General features: G+C 33.3%; 17 protein-coding genes. 8 read left to right on the top strand and 9 right to left on the bottom strand.

Annotated features, from left to right (window positions below):
• Positions 1-61: 61 nt before the first annotated feature.
• The 7 genes from VP395_RS06865 to VP395_RS06835 all read right to left on the bottom strand — a co-directional run bounded on the left by VP395_RS06865 (position 62) and on the right by VP395_RS06835 (position 7,606).
• A complete protein-coding gene (locus tag VP395_RS06865; RefSeq protein WP_346241034.1) occupies positions 62-568 on the bottom strand; it encodes an OmpH/Skp family outer membrane protein in 507 nt (168 codons plus the stop codon).
• A gap of 32 nt (positions 569-600) precedes the next feature.
• Positions 601-1,569 (bottom strand): OmpH family outer membrane protein, encoded by a 969-nt coding sequence (locus tag VP395_RS06860; RefSeq protein ID WP_346241033.1) that lies wholly within the window; start codon positions 1,567-1,569, stop codon positions 601-603.
• A gap of 305 nt (positions 1,570-1,874) precedes the next feature.
• Positions 1,875-4,508 carry a BamA/OMP85 family outer membrane protein gene (locus tag VP395_RS06855; RefSeq protein ID WP_346241032.1) on the bottom strand — a complete coding sequence of 878 codons (2,634 nt, stop codon included), beginning with the start codon at positions 4,506-4,508 and terminating at the stop codon, positions 1,875-1,877.
• Entirely contained in the window at positions 4,441-5,181 is a 741-nt protein-coding gene (uppS, locus tag VP395_RS06850; protein ID WP_346241031.1) for an undecaprenyl pyrophosphate synthase, read from the bottom strand. The genes VP395_RS06855 and uppS overlap by 68 nt, the downstream gene beginning before the upstream one ends.
• A 1-nt stretch (position 5,182) precedes the next feature.
• Positions 5,183-5,869, bottom strand: a complete 687-nt coding sequence (gene porG, locus VP395_RS06845) for a type IX secretion system protein PorG (RefSeq protein WP_346241030.1) — start codon at positions 5,867-5,869, stop codon at positions 5,183-5,185.
• Positions 5,870-5,968: 99 nt separating this feature from the next.
• Positions 5,969-6,853: an NAD kinase gene (locus tag VP395_RS06840; RefSeq protein ID WP_346241029.1), complete on the bottom strand. Its 885-nt coding sequence runs from the start codon at positions 6,851-6,853 to the stop codon at positions 5,969-5,971.
• A 93-nt stretch (positions 6,854-6,946) separates the two neighbouring features.
• Positions 6,947-7,606 carry a CBS domain-containing protein gene (locus VP395_RS06835; RefSeq protein ID WP_346241028.1) on the bottom strand — a complete coding sequence of 220 codons (660 nt, stop codon included), beginning with the start codon at positions 7,604-7,606 and terminating at the stop codon, positions 6,947-6,949.
• Positions 7,607-7,785: 179 nt separating this feature from the next.
• Here VP395_RS06835 and VP395_RS06830 point away from each other — a divergent pair, with 179 nt between their 5' ends.
• From VP395_RS06830 to clpX, 7 genes are all read left to right on the top strand, one after another.
• Positions 7,786-8,499, top strand: coding sequence for a pyridoxine 5'-phosphate synthase (locus VP395_RS06830; RefSeq protein ID WP_346241027.1), 714 nt, complete (start codon positions 7,786-7,788; stop codon positions 8,497-8,499).
• 52 nt (positions 8,500-8,551) lie between these two features.
• Positions 8,552-9,313 carry an alpha/beta fold hydrolase gene (locus VP395_RS06825; RefSeq protein ID WP_346241026.1) on the top strand — a complete coding sequence of 254 codons (762 nt, stop codon included), beginning with the start codon at positions 8,552-8,554 and terminating at the stop codon, positions 9,311-9,313.
• Positions 9,314-9,328: 15 nt separating this feature from the next.
• Entirely contained in the window at positions 9,329-10,192 is an 864-nt protein-coding gene (locus VP395_RS06820) for a class I SAM-dependent methyltransferase (protein ID WP_346241025.1), read from the top strand.
• Between the two features lie 221 nt (positions 10,193-10,413).
• Positions 10,414-10,773 (top strand): phage holin family protein, encoded by a 360-nt coding sequence (locus tag VP395_RS06815; RefSeq protein WP_346241024.1) that lies wholly within the window; start codon positions 10,414-10,416, stop codon positions 10,771-10,773.
• 132 nt (positions 10,774-10,905) lie between these two features.
• Positions 10,906-12,234, top strand: a complete 1,329-nt coding sequence (gene tig, locus VP395_RS06810; RefSeq protein ID WP_346241022.1) for a trigger factor — start codon at positions 10,906-10,908, stop codon at positions 12,232-12,234.
• A 176-nt stretch (positions 12,235-12,410) separates the two neighbouring features.
• Complete coding sequence (gene clpP, locus VP395_RS06805; protein ID WP_346241021.1) at positions 12,411-13,085, top strand: ATP-dependent Clp endopeptidase proteolytic subunit ClpP; 675 nt, start codon at positions 12,411-12,413, stop codon at positions 13,083-13,085.
• Between the two features lie 74 nt (positions 13,086-13,159).
• Entirely contained in the window at positions 13,160-14,392 is a 1,233-nt protein-coding gene (clpX, locus tag VP395_RS06800) for an ATP-dependent Clp protease ATP-binding subunit ClpX (RefSeq protein ID WP_346241020.1), read from the top strand.
• A gap of 233 nt (positions 14,393-14,625) precedes the next feature.
• Here clpX and VP395_RS06795 read toward each other — a convergent pair whose 3' ends face one another.
• Entirely contained in the window at positions 14,626-16,227 is a 1,602-nt protein-coding gene (locus VP395_RS06795; protein WP_346241018.1) for an OmpA family protein, read from the bottom strand.
• Positions 16,228-16,371: 144 nt separating this feature from the next.
• Positions 16,372-17,886 carry a GH3 auxin-responsive promoter family protein gene (locus tag VP395_RS06790; protein WP_346241016.1) on the bottom strand — a complete coding sequence of 505 codons (1,515 nt, stop codon included), beginning with the start codon at positions 17,884-17,886 and terminating at the stop codon, positions 16,372-16,374.
• Positions 17,887-17,928: 42 nt separating this feature from the next.
• Here VP395_RS06790 and VP395_RS06785 point away from each other — a divergent pair, with 42 nt between their 5' ends.
• Positions 17,929-18,726 (top strand): DUF2797 domain-containing protein, encoded by a 798-nt coding sequence (locus VP395_RS06785; protein WP_346241015.1) that lies wholly within the window; start codon positions 17,929-17,931, stop codon positions 18,724-18,726.
• Positions 18,727-18,947 lie beyond the last annotated feature (221 nt).

Genomic DNA, 18,947 nt, shown 5'->3' with positions numbered 1-18,947 from the left:
AATAAAAAAGCTGCTTTGTAAAAAGCAGCTTTTTGTAAATTTTATTTAGGTGATAAATTATTTAGATACCTAATTCTTTTTTAACATCGTCCAATAAGTTTTTACCATCAGCTAAAATAGTAACACCTTGAGAAGCATCTAATACATAATCAAAACCTTGTGCTCTACCAACTTTTAAAATAGCAGCTTTTGCTTTTTCGGTAATTGGTTGTAACAGATCCATTTCTTTTTTCTGTAAATCTTTTTGAGCGTCTGATTGAAATTGTTGAATTCGTTGTTGTTTTTCTTGAATTTCTTGACCTCTTTTAGCGTTTTCTTCTTCTGTTTTAGTAGCAGCTTCTGCTTCGTATTGTTTTAACAATGTTTGAAACTCTGTAACAGAGCTTTGAATATCTGTTTGGTAGGTTTTGCTTAAGGTTTCAAGTTGCTTTTGTGCATCTTTCATTTCTGGCATTGCCGTAATTAATTCTTGGGTATTTATATGAGCAATTTTGCTTTGGGCGTTAGAGAAACTAACAGTTCCAATACATAATGCAGTTGCTAATAAAAGTGTTTTTAATTGTTTCATTTTTAAATAGTGTTAAGGTGTGTTATAAATTGTTATTTGTTGTTTATACTGTCTTTAGCTTTTTGGCGTTCTTCAAGAATTTTCTTTTTTCTTTCTTCCAATTCTTTTTTTCTAGCTTCTCTTTCGGCTAATTTTTTTTGTCTGTTTTCTTCAATAAGTTGTGCCTGAGTTTTAATTTCTTCAACTTTTGGTTCTGCTTCGGTTTTTGTTCCAACCGATTGAGATGTTTGTTCTGCTTTTATCTCTGGTTCCTCGGGCGTTTTTCTGGCATCTAACTTTTCTTGTTTTGCTTTTTCGCGCTCTTCTAATATTTGTTGGCGCTTTTCTTCGGCCGCTTTTACTTTTGCTGCACGGGCATCTAAAATTTCTTGTCGGCGTTTTTCAACAGCACTTTCACGTTCTTCTTTTTTCTCTTCCAACGCTTTTTCTCGTGCTTCTAATTCATAATTTATTTCTGGTACTAGCTCTTCAGCTTCAGCAGCTTTTCGTTCTGATTTACTTTGTGCTTGTGTGCGTTTGGCACTTCTTGTTATGCTTCGTACTACTTGATCGCTTAAATCTAATTGTCTTGCCGAATATAGCATAATGGTTTCAGATTTATCTAAAATGATATCATACTGTTTTGTTGCTGCCAAATCTTGAACCGCTGCAAAAATTTGGTCTTGGATAGGCTGCATCAATTGTTTTTTTTGAATAAATAAATCGCCATTGGGTCCAAAACGTTTTTGCTGGTAATCTAAAATTTCTCTTTCTTCAAAAGCAATATCTTCTTCGCGTTCATCAATAAGTTCTTTTGTTAAAAGTGCTTTTTCGTTGCTTAAATTTTTTCGTTTTTGTTCTATGGCACTTAATTGGGCATCAATATCGTTTTTCCATTTGTTAGCCTTATCATTTAATTGTGCTGTGGCTTCTTGGTATTCTGGTATGTTTTCTAAAATAAACTCCGTATCAATATACCCAATTCGCACACCTCGTTGTGCATTAACTGAAAAGCTTGTCATAAAAACTAATGTCAGTAAAAAAAGAACGTTATTTTTCATCTGTTTGTATTTATTGTTTTTATAAGACAGATGTAATTTGCATAATAAATATTTCGATATTTTTTGAAATTCTCGTTATGCTCATTTCATGTGTGTCTGTTTTTTTTAATATTTAATTTACTTTTAAATTCTAAAAAACCGACAGATGATTTATTGCTGATTCTGTCATTTTTTGAATTATATCTTCAAAATTAACGAAATTTAATCTTAAAAATTTTATTTGGCATTTAAATCATCAAAGTGTTATTAGAAAAAATCGTGCCAAATTAAAATTGTTGTCCAATTATGAAGTGAGTTTCCCATCCATGTTTTTTAGTTTCACCTAATGATTCTAAAGGATCGAAGCCATGACCAAAGTCAATTCCTAACAATCCGAATGCTGGCATAAAGATGCGAATACCTAAACCTGCAGAGCGTTTAATATCAAAAGGATTATAATCTCTAAAGTTAGTAAATGATGCACCACCTTCTAAAAAGCCTAAGGCATAAATTTTTGCTGAAGCTTTTAATGTAATAGGGTAGCGTAGCTCTAGTGAGAATTTATTATAAATAGTTCCACCATCATTATCAGACAACGATTGGTTTGGGTAACCACGTAATGCAATGGCTTCTCTACCATCTAAACTATAACTCCCTAAACCATCGCCACCCAAATAGTAACGTTCAAAAGGGATAACACCTCTTTCGTTATTATAGGCGCCTAAAAAACCAAATTCTACACTTGGTCTCAATACTAAGTCTTTTACTATTTGTGTATACCAATCACCTTTAAAGCTTACTTTGTAAAATTCTAACCATTTGTAGCGTTCTTGGTCTATCTCTCCAGCACGTTTGTAATCGGGAGTGCCGCTCACAGACCTGTCTAATTCATTATATTCTTCACTTAGTGCTTTGTAATCAACACCATCAAATAATGAATACGGAATTGATAATTTGGCATTAACCGCAAAGCTTGAACCTGCCGTTGGGAAAATAGGGTCTACACTGGTATTGTTTCTGCTTAAACCTACAGAATAATATAAGTTATTAGAATAACCATTGCCAAAAGTAAAAAGTCCTGTATTATAATTGTTTAAATCGTAACGTTGATAGCCAACTGCTTGCGATAGTACAAAAAAGTCGTCTGGTACTTGCAAGCGTTTTGCTAAACCAAAGGTAATACCCGTAATGTTAAAACTTTTAGATTTGTCAGCATTTCCAGTAAGGTAATTATATTGAAACTGTTTTGTATGGGATATAGATGTTGAAAACTGTACAGGGCGCTTGCCACCTAACCAAGGCTCGGAAAATGAAAAGCTATAGGTTTGGTAAAAGCGGCTGGCTTGTAAACGTAATGCCAATTTTTGACCATCGCCCATTGGGATAGGTTTGTAAGCATCTTTTTTGAAAATGTCTTTAATAGAAAAGTTGTTGAACGATAATCCTAAAGTACCTATAAAGCCACCGCCACCGTAACCACCTTGTAATTCTATTTGGCTAGACCCCGTTTCTTTAACCGAGTATTCCATATCGATGGTGCCCTCGTTCGGGTTTGGATTGTTAAAGTTAGGTGATATTTCTTGGGCATCGAAAAAGCCTAATTGACCAAGTTCTCTAACGGTTCGTACCACATTGGCTTTACTGTATAATTGCCCTGGGCGTGTTCTTATTTCGCGGTATATAACGTGGTCGTTTGTTTTATCGTTGCCTACTACCGATACATTGTTAAAATAAGCAGGTTTTCCTTCTGATATTCTAATTTCCATATCAATAACATTATTGGCAGCACTAACTTCAACGGGGTTGATACTTGAAAATAAATAACCGTTATTTTGGTATAGGTTTGTTATGTCATCGGCGTCTGGTTTTGATCCATCTGCAATTCTTTTTTGTAATAATACACCATTGTATGTGTCGCCTTTTCTAATACGCAACATTCTGGTTAACTGCTCATTTGTGTAAACGGTATTACCAATAAAAATGATATTTCCAAAAGTATATTGTGTGCCTTCGCTAACTCCTATTTGTAAGGAGATGGTTTTATCGTCATTATAAATAATGCTATCAGATATTATACGGGCGTCTCTATAACCATTCTCTTTGTATTTTTCAACGACATTGGATAAATCGGCTTGATAAGCAGAATCTATAAACTTAGAGCGTTTTAATATACGAAGGCGGTTAATCTTTTTTGTGCCTTTCATACTTTTACGAAGGTATTTATCGCTTAAAACTTCGTTGCCTGTAAACACAATGTCTTTTATTTTTACTTTTTCGCCTTTATCAATATTAAGTACCATATTAACTCTGGCTGTTGGTGTAGAGTCTTTAACTTCAATAGTGTTAATGTGTACTTTAGTGTTTAAAAAGCCTTCTTTTTTGTATTTTTTAGTTAAGAAGTTTTTTGTTGTAGTAATAAGGTTTTCGGTAACTTTTACACCTTTTGTTAATTTGGTATCTTTAACAATGCCTTCAACTTTTCCCTTTTTTACACCATTAATTTTTAATTCGTTAAGTTGTGGTAGGTCAGACAATCTAATTTCTAAGTAAGCCACATCTCCTTCTATGTGGGTGATGTAAACCTCTATGTCGCTAAATAATTTTGAGTTCCAAAGTTTTTTAATGGCATCGCCAATATCTTCACCAGGGATAGCCATGACTTTTCCTTTGCTTAAGCCCGAGTAGGTAATAATGGTTTGTTCGCTAAATGAAGTGTTTCCAGATACAGAAATATCACCTAAAATGTATTTTTTACCGTTACTATATGGTAATTCTTGTGCTTGAATACTAATACTGCTTACTAAAAGTAATACGGTAATACAATGTTTTAAAAATGTTGTCAAAGATAAAATATTAGCTAAGTTGTTCACTTGTTTTCCCAAATCGTCGTTCTCTTTTTTGATATTCAATAATAGCTTCATACAAATGCTGCTTTGTAAAATCTGGCCATAATACGCTAGTAAAATACAATTCGGCATAAGCTATTTGCCAAAGTAAAAAGTTGCTTATACGTTGTTCCCCACTGGTTCTAATAAGCAAATCTACGTCTGGTAAATTTCGCGTGTAAAGATGCTCATTTATAATTGATTCATCAATTTTTTCGGGCGAAATTATATTATTTTTAACTTTAATACTAATCTCTTTAACGGTATTTAGCAATTCTTCGCGAGAGCCATAGCTTAAAGCTAAGGTTAAGGTCATTCTGGTGTTAGAGTCTGTTTGTTCTATAACTTCGTGAAGTTCTTTAAAAACCTTTTTAGGTAAGCTGTTTAAATTGCCAATGGCAGAGAGTTTTATGTTGTTCTCTTGAAGTGTTTTAATTTCTTTTTTTAATGAAGACACTAATAGCTTCATAAGCGTTTGGATTTCTAATTTTGGACGGTTCCAGTTTTCGGTAGAAAATGCGTAAAGTGTTAGGTTTTCTACGCCAAGTTCAGCACAAGCTTCAACTGCTTGTTTAACGGATTTTGTGCCATTTTCATGTCCAAAAGCCCGCATCATGCCTTGTTGTTTAGCCCAACGCCCATTGCCATCCATAATGATAGCAATGTGTTTTGGTAAGTTTTTGCTAAGTACTTCTTCTTTTAAATCCATTTTAATTTATACAATAACATGGGTTTTCACCAAATGTATAGGTTAATGTAATGCCCGAAAATACATACCAGTCGTTATTATTAATATTACCAAATAGATGTGGCAAGTGGTTCGGGTCGTCAGGAAAACTTCCGTCTAATTCATCTGAAAACGTATAACGAGCGCCAACTTCAATGCCTAAAATAAGATTGCCCAGAAAATTTGTTTTAAACCCTAAAGCCATAGGAATACCATAGGCCCAACTAGAATTGTTTTCAGAAGTTTGTACCCCGTTAAAAAAATAATAATTGTCGTGGTGAGCCACACTTATTCCGGTATATAAATAAGGTGTTGCTACTTTTTCGCCAGAATGAAGGTTGAAATCCATAAAGGTGAATTCTATTCCTGCTGAAATTTCCGTGATTTTAGTTGAATATTCATAGCCTCTTTGAATACGTCTTGGGTCGTCTGAATTTACATCAATGGCTTCTAAATCGCTAAAAATTATAGAAGCACGGTATGAGTGCCTTTTACTTCTGTTCCATTTGTAAATACCTCCAATGGCAAATTGATTGGGTGAAATAAAGTTGGTAGCACCTACATCGCCTATAAAATTACTGCCTCCTACAAAAACACCTAATTCGTTAATTTGAGAGTGGCTTAGTTGAATGGCTAAAATGCTTAATATCAATATGGTTAAATGCCTCATAAATATTCAAAAGTTTGCAAATATAATAAATAAGAAATGTCTAATACAATTTGAACTGAATTGTATTAGTGTAAAACAGCATTTCTTTGAAAATATTGCCTAATTGCGTTTGTCTTCGCCCCAAAGGAGTTTTTTTCGAAGCGTGTCTAAAAAGCTTTCGTTTAAAAGGTCAATCATTTTAATTTTAAAATCGGCTTTTTTAATTTTAATGATGGTGCCATTTTCTAAAGTTGCAATTCTGGAATCTAAAGATATTAAATGGCTTTCTTCGCGTCCTTCAACTTTGAGTTGAATTTCAGTAGAATCGGGAATAATAAGCGGGCGTGCACTTAAATTATGTGGTGCAATGGGAGCTAAAACAAAACTGTTGGTATCGGGTGTTATTACGGGTCCACCACAACTTAGTGAATAACCAGTTGAACCTGTTGGTGTTGAAACGATGAGGCCATCACTCCAATACGATGTTAAGTATTCGCCGTTTAAATAGGTTTCAACGGTAATCATGGAGGTGGTGTTTTTTCGGCTAACGGCTATTTCGTTTAATGCGAAATTTAATGATTTAATATCCTCGTTTTCTGGCGATGTTTCTATTGAAAGTAAACTACGTTCGGAAATTTTATACTTACCATCAATTATGTTTTGAATGGCATTTTCTATTTGATTGACTTGTATGGTTGCTAAAAAACCTAATCTGCCGGTATTGATTCCTACAATGGGAATGCCCATATCTTTTACAAAAATAATGGCTCTTAAAATAGTGCCATCGCCACCTACGCTTACCAAAAAATCAAATGATTTATCTAAAGTATCGAATGTTTTAAAAGATTTGTAATCGTCAAAGTTTGGAGCTTTGCTTTTTATAATATTGAAAAATTCGGTTTCAATATAGGCATCGGCGTTTTTCTTTAATAAATAATCAAATAATCGTTCTACAGAAGTTGTAGTGGTTTCGTTGTAAAATCGTCCAAAAACGGCAACTTTCATGTGTAAATTTTTATTGTTTTTTATAGGTCACATGGTATATCCACATAATCATTTTTATTTCAAGCCAGCGTTGGGTAATTGATGGTTTGCGTTTTATATATTTAAATACTTATTCAAATAATCTGAACGTTCTTTTAAGCTTTCCAAATAGCTGTCCTCTTCATGTCCAGATATAATACTATAGCTGTATCGGCGAAAGGTTTGAATGATTTCGTTAAGTCCTGTATTGCCTATTTTTAAGGTGATTTGAACCAAATCAGGTTTCATTTTGGACATAAAAGCACCTAGTAACTTCCCATTGTTAGACTCTACTATTTGACTAATTTCGCTAAAGGAATAGTCGTTTATGCCTTTTTCAATTACCAAAATGCCGCCAGGTTCAGAGAAAAAGGGCGATTCGCTAAATAAGCTAATCACTTCCTTCAATTCATAATACCCTAAATACAGGTTTTGATCGTTTAAAACAGGCATAATATTAGTTGAATTTATAGCAAAAGCTTCTAAAACATCGAGCCACATTGTGGAATCGCGCACAAAAAAGTTTTCAATGGCATTTTTGTAATCGTTAACTGTTTTGTCGCTTTCAAAACAATGCGCATCGTTTTCTGAAAAACTACCTAAATAGATTTTATTGTCATCTTGTATAGGAATGTGGGAATAGGTTAATTGATTAAATAGCTGTTGCAAATCGCTTATTTTGCTTTTGCTATTTAATGGCTTTATATCGTTAATAATAAATTCTGATAGTCTCATCTGTTCGTTTTGTTTTTAAATTTATGTCAGATGCAAATTGCTATTTGTTTATTGAAATGATTCTCAAATTTATAGGTAAGGCTTATTTTATTAGCCTATGTATATGAATGCAAATTAATCAAAAAAAAAGTATATAAGCCTGTTCTACTTTGTATTTTTGTCATTTAAAACAGTGATTCATGACAAAGTTAAGTGTAAATATTAACAAGATAGCAACGTTAAGAAACTCTAGGGGCGGCGATGTGCCTAATGTGGTTCAGTTTGCAAAAGATGTGCAACGTTTTGGTGCTGAAGGTGTAACCATACACCCGAGACCTGATGAACGCCACATCCGGTATCAAGATGCCCGCGATTTAAAACCCGTTGTTTATACCGAGTATAATATTGAAGGAAACCCTGTAAAGTCGTTTTTAGATTTGGTTTTGCAAGTGAAACCAACGCAAGTTACTTTAGTGCCAGATGCTGAAGATGCTATTACCAGTAATGCTGGTTGGGATACTATTAAACACAAAGGTTTTTTGGTAGATGTGATTAAGGAATTTCAAAATAATGGTATTAGAACGTCCATTTTTGTTGACCCCGTTTTAAAGCAAATTGAAGGTGCCAAAGCCACAGGTACCGATAGAATTGAATTGTATACCGAAGCTTTTGCACATCAATACGGTTTAGGAAATGAAAACGCGATTAAACCTTATGCTGAAAGTGCAGCATTAGCCAATAATTTAGGATTGGGCGTTAATGCAGGTCATGATTTGTCATTAGATAATATTAAGTTTTTTAAGAAAAATATGCCAAATTTATTAGAGGTTTCCATAGGTCATGCCTTAATAGCTGAAAGTTTGTATTTGGGTATTGAGAACGTTATCCAGATGTATCTTCAAAGGCTCAAGTGAAGCGTCAGTCATGAAACGTAAGTCGTAAATTAATAAATCGTAAATTAAAATAATGCTTTTACATTCAAATATAATAGGCGAAGGCCAGCCATTTGTTATTCTTCATGGTTTTTTGGGAATGAGTGATAATTGGAAAACACTCGGTATTCAATTTAGTGAGGAAAATTTTCAAGTGCATTTGGTCGATCAGCGCAACCATGGTCATAGTTTTCATGAAAACGAATTTAATTACGAAGTTTTAGTTGAAGATTTAAAACGCTATTGTGAGGCACATCAGCTTGAAGATATTATATTATTAGGGCATTCCATGGGTGGTAAAACATCGATGCTATTTGCTGCCAAATATCCAGAAATGGTTTCAAAATTAATAATTGCAGATATTTCACCACGTTTTTACCCTGTGCATCACGATGGGATTTTAAATGGGTTGAGTGCGTTGAATTTTGATGTGATAAAAAGTAGAGGAGAAGCGGATAAAGTGTTAAGTGGTTATGTGTCCGATATGGGAACTAGGCAATTTTTGCTAAAAAACCTGTATTGGGTTGAAAAAGGAAAGTTAGGGTTGCGAATGAATTTGGAAGTTTTAAAAGATGAAGTAGCTGAAGTAGGTGAGCCATTGCCATCGCAAGCAACCTTTAAAAAGGACACCCTGTTTTTAAGGGGCGACCGTTCAGAATATATAGGTGTTGATGATGAAAGTATTATTACGAACCATTTTCCAAAAGCTAAAATTATTACCATTTCAAACGCAGGTCATTGGCTTCACGCCGAAAACCCAAAAGATTTTTTTGATGCGGTGATAGATTTTTTATAGTAAATTACATAAAGAATGAAAAAAACAAAAATATTGCGTAATTTATGGTATGGATTAAGTTCCAACCAAAGATTTTTAATACGCAGATTATATTATTTGCCCGTTGATTTATTTGATAAAATCACGGGAAAAACAAATAAATACGTCCCTCCACGAGGCTGTATTTATACGGGTTCGCCATCTAGTGCCGAAAACTACTTAAAACAGGGCGATTTTCAACTAGAGTTATTAATAGAAGAAATTGATTTAATGCCTTCCGATAAGGTTTTGGATATAGGTAGCGGTGTAGGAAGAACCGCTATAGCACTAACTACATATCTTGACAAGAGTGGAAGTTACGACGGGTTCGACGTGGTTAAAAAAGGGGTGGATTGGTGTAATTCGGGAATAGGGAACGACTTCCCAAATTTTAAATTTAAGTATGTTTCGCTTTTTAACGATTTGTACAATACATCAAAAAATAGTGCCCTAGATTTTGTTTTTCCTTATCAAGACAACAGTTTCACTAAAATCTTTACATTTTCGGTTTTTACCCATATGATGCTGGAGGAAATTCAGCATTATTTTAAAGAGATCCAAAGAGTTCTTACAAAAGATGGGCAGTGTTTTTCTACTTTCTTTTTATACGATTCAGAAGATGAGGATTATGCGGGAACTAGAGCGCACTTAAATTTCCCTAAAAAGGGAGATGATGGATTTAGGTTAATGCATGAAAATGTTAAATCTGGAAACATTGCAATTCATAAAACGAAGCTAGATAACATGCTTAAAACGGCAGGCTTAATAAGGGTGAAAACAATTGATGGTTTTTGGAAAGATGAAGTACAAGACCTGTCAAAAAAAGAATATCAAGATATTGTGATATTTAAAAGTATTTAGATTCATATAATCTATAATACAAGGAAATAGAGTAATTATCGTAGTGTTTTTTAGCATATAAAAGGGAACTTCCAAATAGTAAATCATTTTACGAAAGCTCAGATTATTAACATTTCAAACGCAGGGCATTGGTTGCATGCCGAAAACCCAAAAGATTTTTTGAAGCTGTAATGCTGTTTGTTTAGTTATTTATTTTGTATTTTTATTAAAAACGGAATATTATGAGTTTAATTCTTAGACTTCTTTTAACGGCTTTTGCCGTATTTATTTTAGCATATTTTTTGCCAGGAGTTACCTTATCAGGAGATGTTTATGTGAATGCCATAGTTGTAGCTGTGGTGTTAGCGGTTTTAAATGTATTTGTAAAACCTATTTTGGTTATTTTAACATTGCCTATTACCATAGTTACTTTGGGCTTGTTTTTGCTGGTAATTAATGCGTTAATTATTTTATTGGCAGATAAATTAATAGACGGTTTTTCAGTAAGTAGTATCTGGACAGCTGTCTTATTTAGTATACTGCTTTCTATACTACAGTCTTTTATGTATTCGCTTTTAAAAGAAGATAAAAAACCGCTTTAAATCAAGCTGTTAAAAACTTTGTTGGGTTGCAAAAATGTTATATTTTTGCAACCCAATTTTGATTAAATAAATTGGGTTTAAAAATAAATAGTATTTGTTAAATGCCTAATAAAAGGCTTTATATCATTTAAAATGAATATTACAAGAGAAAACGTTGATGCATTAAATGCTGTAGTAAAAGTAGATATCGCTAAGGAAGATTATAGCGCTAAAGTGGAAAAAATATTAACAGATTACCGTAAAACAGCAAACATTCCTGGTTTTAGAAAAGGCCAAGTGCCAATGGGAATGGTTAAAAAGCAATACGGAAAGGCAGTGTTGGTTGATGAAGTAAACAAGTTATTACAAGATGCACTAAATAAATATCTTACTGAAGAAAAGTTAGATGTTTTAGGACAACCGTTGCCTAAGCCTCAAGATGCTATAAATTGGGATGCTGAAACACTTTCGTTTGAATTTGAATTAGGTTTAGCGCCAGAATTTGAAGTTAATTTAAATGCTAAAGATGCTATTACGCAATACAACATTATTGCCGATAACAAAATGATTGACGAGCAAGTAGAGCGTATCCAAAAACAATACGGGAAATTAATTTCTCAAACAGCTGTAGAAAAAGATAGCGAAATAACAGGGATATTTAAAAATGAAGAGCGCGAAATAGAAAATAAAGTAACTTTAACTTTAGATAAATTTAAAGAAGAGTCTACCAAAAAACTATTTATTGATGCAAAAGTTGGTGATGTTATTAGGTTACAAACTAAAGGTCTTTATGACGATGAGCATGAATTAATGCACGCTTTAAAATTAGGTCATGACGATGTACATGGTTTAGATGTTGAAGTGAATTTTACAATTGAAGAGGTTAACACACGTGAGCTTGCAGATTTAGATCAAGAATTATTTGATAAATTATTTGGTAAAGACACGGTGAAATCTGTTTCAGAATTAAAGGATAAGATTAAAGAAGACGCTGAAAAACAATTTTCACAACAAGCAGACCAGAAATTTTTAAATGATGTAACAGAGTATTTAGTTGAAAATACTAAGTTCGATTTACCCGCAGAGTTTTTACAGAAATGGATGCAAACTGCTGGAGAACAACCATTAGATAGCGATCAAGCAAAAGAAGAATACGAGAAATCTGAAAAAAGTTTACGTTACCAATTAATTGAAGGTAAATTAATTACAGACAACAACATACAGGTAACTATGGATGATATTAAAAATCATTCAAGAGACATGATAAAAGCGCAAATGGCTCAATTTGGCCAAATGAATCCTTCTGATAAAGAATTGGATGATATTGCTGCACGTATTTTATCAAACCAAGAGGAAGCGCGCCGTATTTCAGAGCAGTTAATTAGTCAGAAATTATTGGCTCTTTACAAAGAGAAAGCAAATCTTAAAGTAAAAGAATTAAGTTACGAAGATTTCGTAAAGGAAGTGTACGGCGATAAATAATCCTGTGCCTTTAAAGAATAATTCATTATATTTAGGCGCTATAATTAGCTAATTATAGCGCCTAATTTGTTGAGTAAATTTAGCTTCAAAGATTAAAATTAATTTTAGAATCTTTATTGTAAAATAATTCAATTGATAATTAAGGTCTTAACCAAAAACAACAACAAAAAACAATTATGGATTACGCAAAAGAATTTGAAAAATTCGCGATAAAAGATCAAGGAATAAGCAGTACGTACTACAATAAAATTATGAGTAGTATGTATCCAACTAGCTTAACACCAAATATTATTGAAGAGCGCCAAATGAACATCGCTATTTTCGATGTATTTTCTCGTTTAATGATGGATCGCATCATTTTTATGGGAACCGCTATTAATGATCAGGTAGCCAATATTATTCAGGCGCAACTTCTGTTTTTAGAAAGTACAGACGCATCAAAAGATATTCAAATTTATATTAATTCACCAGGAGGAAGTGTATATGCAGGTTTAGGTATTTACGATACCATGCAGTTTATAAAACCAGACGTCGCAACTATTTGTACAGGTATGGCAGCTTCTATGGGTGCTGTATTATTATGTGCAGGTACTAAAGGAAAACGTAGTGGTTTAACCCATTCTCGTGTTATGATTCACCAACCATTAGGTGGTGCACAAGGACAAGCGAGTGATATTGAAATTACAGCAAGAGAAATCTTAATTTTAAAAGAAGAGCTTTACAAAATTATAAGTAAGCACTCTGGGCAAGATTACGACAAAGTATATGCGGATAGTGATAGAGATTACTGGATGAAAGCTGATAAAGCTAAGGAATACGGTATGATTGATGAGATTTTAGCACGTAATTAAATAATAATTCGTAATTTTAAAGAATTGTTATAGAGGGATTTACAATAATTTTTCCCTGAAAACATAAAAGATTAATGGCAAAAGAAGAATTAGAATGTTCGTTTTGTGGTCGTAAAAAACCTGAAACTAACTTGTTAATAGCAGGATTAGATGCTCATATATGCGATAGATGTATAGAGCAAGCACATGGTATTGTTTTAGAAGAATCGAAACAAAGTGACAGTAACGATTTATCGGCAGAACTAAAACTCCGCAAACCACAACAAATCAAAGCATTTTTAGACGAATATATTATAGGGCAAAACATGACCAAAAAAGTAATGTCTGTGGCCGTATACAATCATTATAAACGTTTATTGCAACCTGTAACAAAAGACGATATCGATATTCAAAAAAGCAATATCATTATGGTTGGTCAAACAGGAACAGGTAAAACTTTAGTTGCAAAAACAATAGCTAGAATGCTTAATGTACCATTAGCTATAGTTGATGCAACTGTTTTAACTGAGGCTGGTTATGTTGGTGAAGATGTAGAAAGTATTTTAACACGTTTATTACAAGCAGCCGATTACAATTTAGAAAAGGCAGAAAAAGGTATTGTTTTTATTGATGAAATTGATAAAATAGCTCGTAAAAGTGATAACCCATCTATAACACGTGATGTTTCTGGTGAAGGTGTGCAACAGGCACTTTTAAAACTTTTAGAAGGAACCGTAGTTAATGTTCCGCCAAAAGGTGGGCGAAAACACCCAGATCAGAAATTTATTGAAGTTAATACTGAAAATATTTTATTTATAGCTGGTGGTGCTTTTGATGGTATAGAACGCCATATATCAAAAAGATTAAACATGCAGGCGGTAGGTTATAGTGCTTCTGTATCAGATAATGTTGTAGATAAAGAGAACCTGCTTCAGTATATTATACCAAAAGATTTAAAAGACTTTGGGTTAATTCCTGAAATAATAGGACGTTTACCTGTGCTTACCTATATGGATCCGTTAGATGCAGAAACATTAAGAGCTATTCTTACAGAGCCTAAAAATGCCATTATTAAACAATATCAAAAGTTGTTTTCTATGGACGATATTGATTTTACAATTACTGATGGCGCTTTAGATCATATAGTAGAAAAAGCTATTGAATATAAGTTAGGTGCTAGAGGATTACGCTCACTTTGTGAGGAAATTTTAACAGATGCCATGTTTGAAATGCCTAGTGGTAACGATAAGAAATTAAATGTAACTAAAACCTATGTTGAAGATAAATTGGTTAAAACCACTTTAAAGAAGCTAAAGGCGGTTTCGTGAAAAGGTAAAGAGTAAAGTAAATTATAAAAAAAACCACGCTATTAGCGTGGTTTTTTATTTTTATGGATGTTAATTAATAAAGGACATTATGGGGATTTTTTCATAGTGTTTTTAAAAACTTAGTTAAAAGTATATTTATTTTAGTTCCTCACAATGCTTTCTTATTAGCTTTTAGATGATAAGACGAAATACTCGTTTAAAACACTTTTAGCCATGTTTTTAATCGATACATGCTAATCTAAGATAACAAATTCAACACGTCTGTTAGCTTGCGAGTCCTCATCGGTACAATTGCTTTTACAATCAACCAACGGTTTGGTTTCTCCAAAGCCTTTAGATACTAAACGGTTTTTGTTAATACCTTTGCGAATTAAATATTTTACAGCTGATGCAGCACGTTTGTTTGACAGATTTAAATTGTAGGCATCTTTTCCAACATTATCTGTATGGGCATTTATGGCTAGTTTCATATCTGGGTTTTCTTTAAGAACCTTAGCAATTTTGTTCAATGAAATATAAGATTCTTCTTTTACACTATATTTAGCGAAATCAAAATAGATGTTTTCAATAACAATTCTTAGTTCTTTGTCTACTTCAGCAATAATAGGTTCTGTAGTTAATAGTTCAATGTCTTTGGTGTAAGACGTGTTGTAATTTCTATCCGCGAAAAAGTCAAAATCACCTTCTTTAAACCCATCTTTTATTGCTGCAATACTGTAAGATTCAAAAGGGGAAACATCAAATTTATAAATAGCATCTTCTTTGGTTTTGGTTCTTGCTACTTCGTTGCCTTCTTCATCTTTTAAAATAACGATGGTGTTTGGTAGTTTTATTTTAGTTTCTAAATCTAATATTCTTCCTTTTATAGTTTGAATAATTTCTTCGTTGGTAGCTGTGTATATATCGAAACCACCTTTGCCATTTGGCCTGTTTGATGACACATAACCATCTTTTTTATTGGCTAAAAAATAGGCTACTTCATCGTAAGATGAGTTTATGGTATTGCCTAAGTTTCTAGGCGTTTTGTAGCTGTTCGATAAAATTTTACTTAAAAATAAATCGTATCCTCCAATATTTTCATGTCCTTTTGAAGAAAAATACAGATACTTGCCATCTTTTGAAAGCGAAGGGTATTTTTCGTCTAGTTTGGTATTTATAGTGCTACCTAAATTTTCAGGATTGCCTAAGGTACCATCAACATTTATTTTAGAAACATAAATATCAAAACCACCTAGTGCATCAGCCATATTAGAAGCGAAGTATAAATTTTTACCATCAGGACTTACAAATGGAGTTTCTATTGAAACGCCTTCTCTATTAATATTTAGCAATTCCTGATTTATCCAGTTTCCATGTGAATCTTCTTCTAAAACAGCTTTATATAATTTGTACTCCATGGAGTTTTCATTACTGCTTCTTGTAAAGTAAACTGTTTTTTGGTCTGGAGAAAAGGTTAACAGGTCTTCGCTGTCATTAGTGTTTAAGATTCTAGAGAATAATAACGGAAGGCTTAATTGCCCATTAGAAGAAATATCTAAACAGAACAAATCTTTATAGGCTTCGCGTGTGTTGGGGTCTATTTTAGCCAATCCTCCTAGTTTTTTAGAGGATACCATAATAAGTTTATTTCTAAAAAAACCAGAACCGAATTCTGAGTACTGGCTATTTACGCCAGCATCTAAAAGTTCAAAATTAAAACCATTAGAACCAATAGCTTTAGCATTGGAAATGATGTTTTTGTATGATAAATTATTTGCTGTAACAAAATTTGAAGTGCCTTGACTAAATAAAACATGCGAAATGAGGCAAATGAAAATTGAGAGGGTTGGTTTCATTTTTAGAGGGATTAATGATTAACAAGTCTATAAATATATTACTGAAACCAAGTTCTCTAAAATTTCTTAGACCAACAACATGATTAATCGTTAAGTGCTTGTTTCATAGGTGGTTCTGTGTTTTTGTGGCACAAAGTGAAATACTTAATAGTTTAATTTTGTTAAGTCGTCTAAATATAAGCGGGTATTAGATAGTCTAGGGACTTTATGTTGCCCGCCCAATTTATTGTTTTGTTTTAACCAATCATAAAACAAATTTTTGCGCGCTATATTAATTTTAGGTTTGTTAAGTGTGATGTTGTTGTAACGCTTCGCTTCATAATCAGAGTTTAAAGCCTTTAAGGCATTGTCAAACAATTCATTAAAATAGTTGATGTCTTTTGGGGGTGTTTTAAACTCAATCAGCCATTCGTGGGCACCTTTTTCTTTGCCTTCCATAAAAATAGGGGCAGCTGTATATTCTACAATTTCAGATTTGGTACGTTTGCACACTTTTTTTAGGGCTTCTTCGGCATTTTCAATAATAAGTTCTTCGCCAAAAACATTTATAAAATGCTTTGTTCTTCCGGTAACCTTAATTCTATATGGGTTTAACGATGTGAATTTAACGGTATCCCCAATTTTATAACGCCACAAACCAGCATTAGTAGTAATAATTACAGCATAATTTTGATTCAGTTTTACCTCGCTTAAAGGAATGGCTTTTTCTGCTTCGGTAGCATAAATATCCATAGGGATGAATTCGTAGAAAATGCCATAATCTAACATCAATAATAATTCGTTAGAGCCGTTTTGGTCTTGAATTGCAAAAAAACCTTCCGAAGCATTATAAATTTCATAATACCTAAAATCTTTTTTAGGAAGCAATTTTTTGTATTGGTCTTTATACGGCGTGAAGCTTACACCGCCATGAAAATATACTTCTAGATTTGGCCAAACGTCGTGCAGATTTTGTTTTCCTGTAGTTTCTAAAACATTATTAACTAGCACTAGCATCCATGATGGAACACCCGCAAGACTCGTAACGTTTTCGTTCATGGTTTCATTTACAATGGCTTGCATTTTATGTTCCCAATCACTCATTAAAGATACTTTGTTGCTTGGGGTACTGCTAAATTCTGCCCAAAAAGGCATGTTATCAATTAAAATAGCCGATAAATCTCCAAAAACGGTTCCATTTTCTCGGTACAACTCTTTACTACCACCCAACCGCAAACTTTTGCCAGTAAATAATTGTGAATCTTCATTGTTATTAAGGTACATACACAGTAAATCTTTACTGGCTGCGTAGTGGCAATCTTCGAGCGATTCTTCGCTTACTGGTATAAATTTGCTTTTAGCACGTGTGGTACCACTAGATTTTGCAAACCATTTTATAGGTGTTGGCCAAAACAGGTTGGTTTCACCCTTCATAGAACGCTCAATAACATCTTGCCAGCCATCATAGTTTTTTATGGGGATGCGTTCTGCAAACATTCTGTAATTTTTTATGGAAGCAAAATCGTACTCCTTACCTATTTTGGTGTCTTTAGCGATGTCTAAAAGTTCTAATAGCAATTCGTTTTGAACTTCGTTGGGGTATTTTAAAAACAATTCAATTTGATGAAATCGCTTTTTTAGGAACCAAGAAGCAATGGAATTTACTATAGGGATTGGCATATTTGTTTTATATTTAAGTTCTTAAAAATAATACTTTTTTTTATGACTTATCAAGGTGTTTTAACAAAAATGGAAACTGAATTTTCAAGTCCTATTGAATACTATTTGGTGTTTGAAAGCGATTTTTTAAATATGAATCAGTTGTTGGGCAAAACCATTACAATTCAATTTGTTAAATACCAATGTTTAAACTGTGGCTTGGATAAGCCTATATATAGACAAGGGTTTTGTAAAAGTTGTTTTTTTGAAATTCCACAAGCAGCCGATTGGATTATGCGACCTGAACTGAGCACAGCACATTTAGATAAAGAAGACCGCGATTTAGCATACGAAAAGAAAGTACAGCTACAACCACACATTGTATATTTGGCAAATTCCAGCAATGTAAAAGTGGGTGTAACTAGAAAAAGCCAAGTGCCAACACGTTGGATAGACCAAGGTGCACACGAAGCTATTGAAATTGTTGAAGTACCAAACCGCTACTTAGCAGGTATTACAGAAGTGGCTTTAAAAGACCACGTGGGTGATAAAACAAATTGGAGAACCATGCTTAAAAACGATATTGTAGATGAAAATTTAGTTGAATGGCGCGAACGTTTGAAGCAATATATTCCAAAGGAAGCCAAAGCGTATTTTATTGAAACCAATACCGAAACCAACTTAGAGTTTCCAGTTGAAAAATATCCGGTAAAGCCTAATAGCTTAAATTTAATAAAGGAACAAACATACACCGGCAAATTAACTGGAATAAAAGGTCAGTATCTTATTTTTGAGGACGATACAGTGTTTAATATTCGTGCCAATGAAGGGTTGGTGGTTATGATAGCAATTACTCATTAATTTTATATTGATAAATTGGAAATCGTGAATGCTCTGCATTTGAAGTGAAAAGTCCGTAGTGAGGCACGAACAAGGACTTGCAACGTATAGCGCGACCCTTTAGGTAATGCAAAAAAAAAACCCACTCACAACGTATTGTAAATGGGATAATCTTTTTTTGCCTAAAGCCTAAAGCCTAAAGCCTAAAGCCTAAAGCCTAAAGCCTAAAGCCTAAAGCCTAA

It is taken from the genome of Mariniflexile soesokkakense (assembly GCF_039650365.1).
GTDB classification, from domain to species: Bacteria; Bacteroidota; Bacteroidia; order Flavobacteriales; family Flavobacteriaceae; genus Mariniflexile; species Mariniflexile soesokkakense.
Note: the sequence above shows the minus strand (reverse complement) of the source record. Positions and strands in the feature narration are given on the sequence as shown.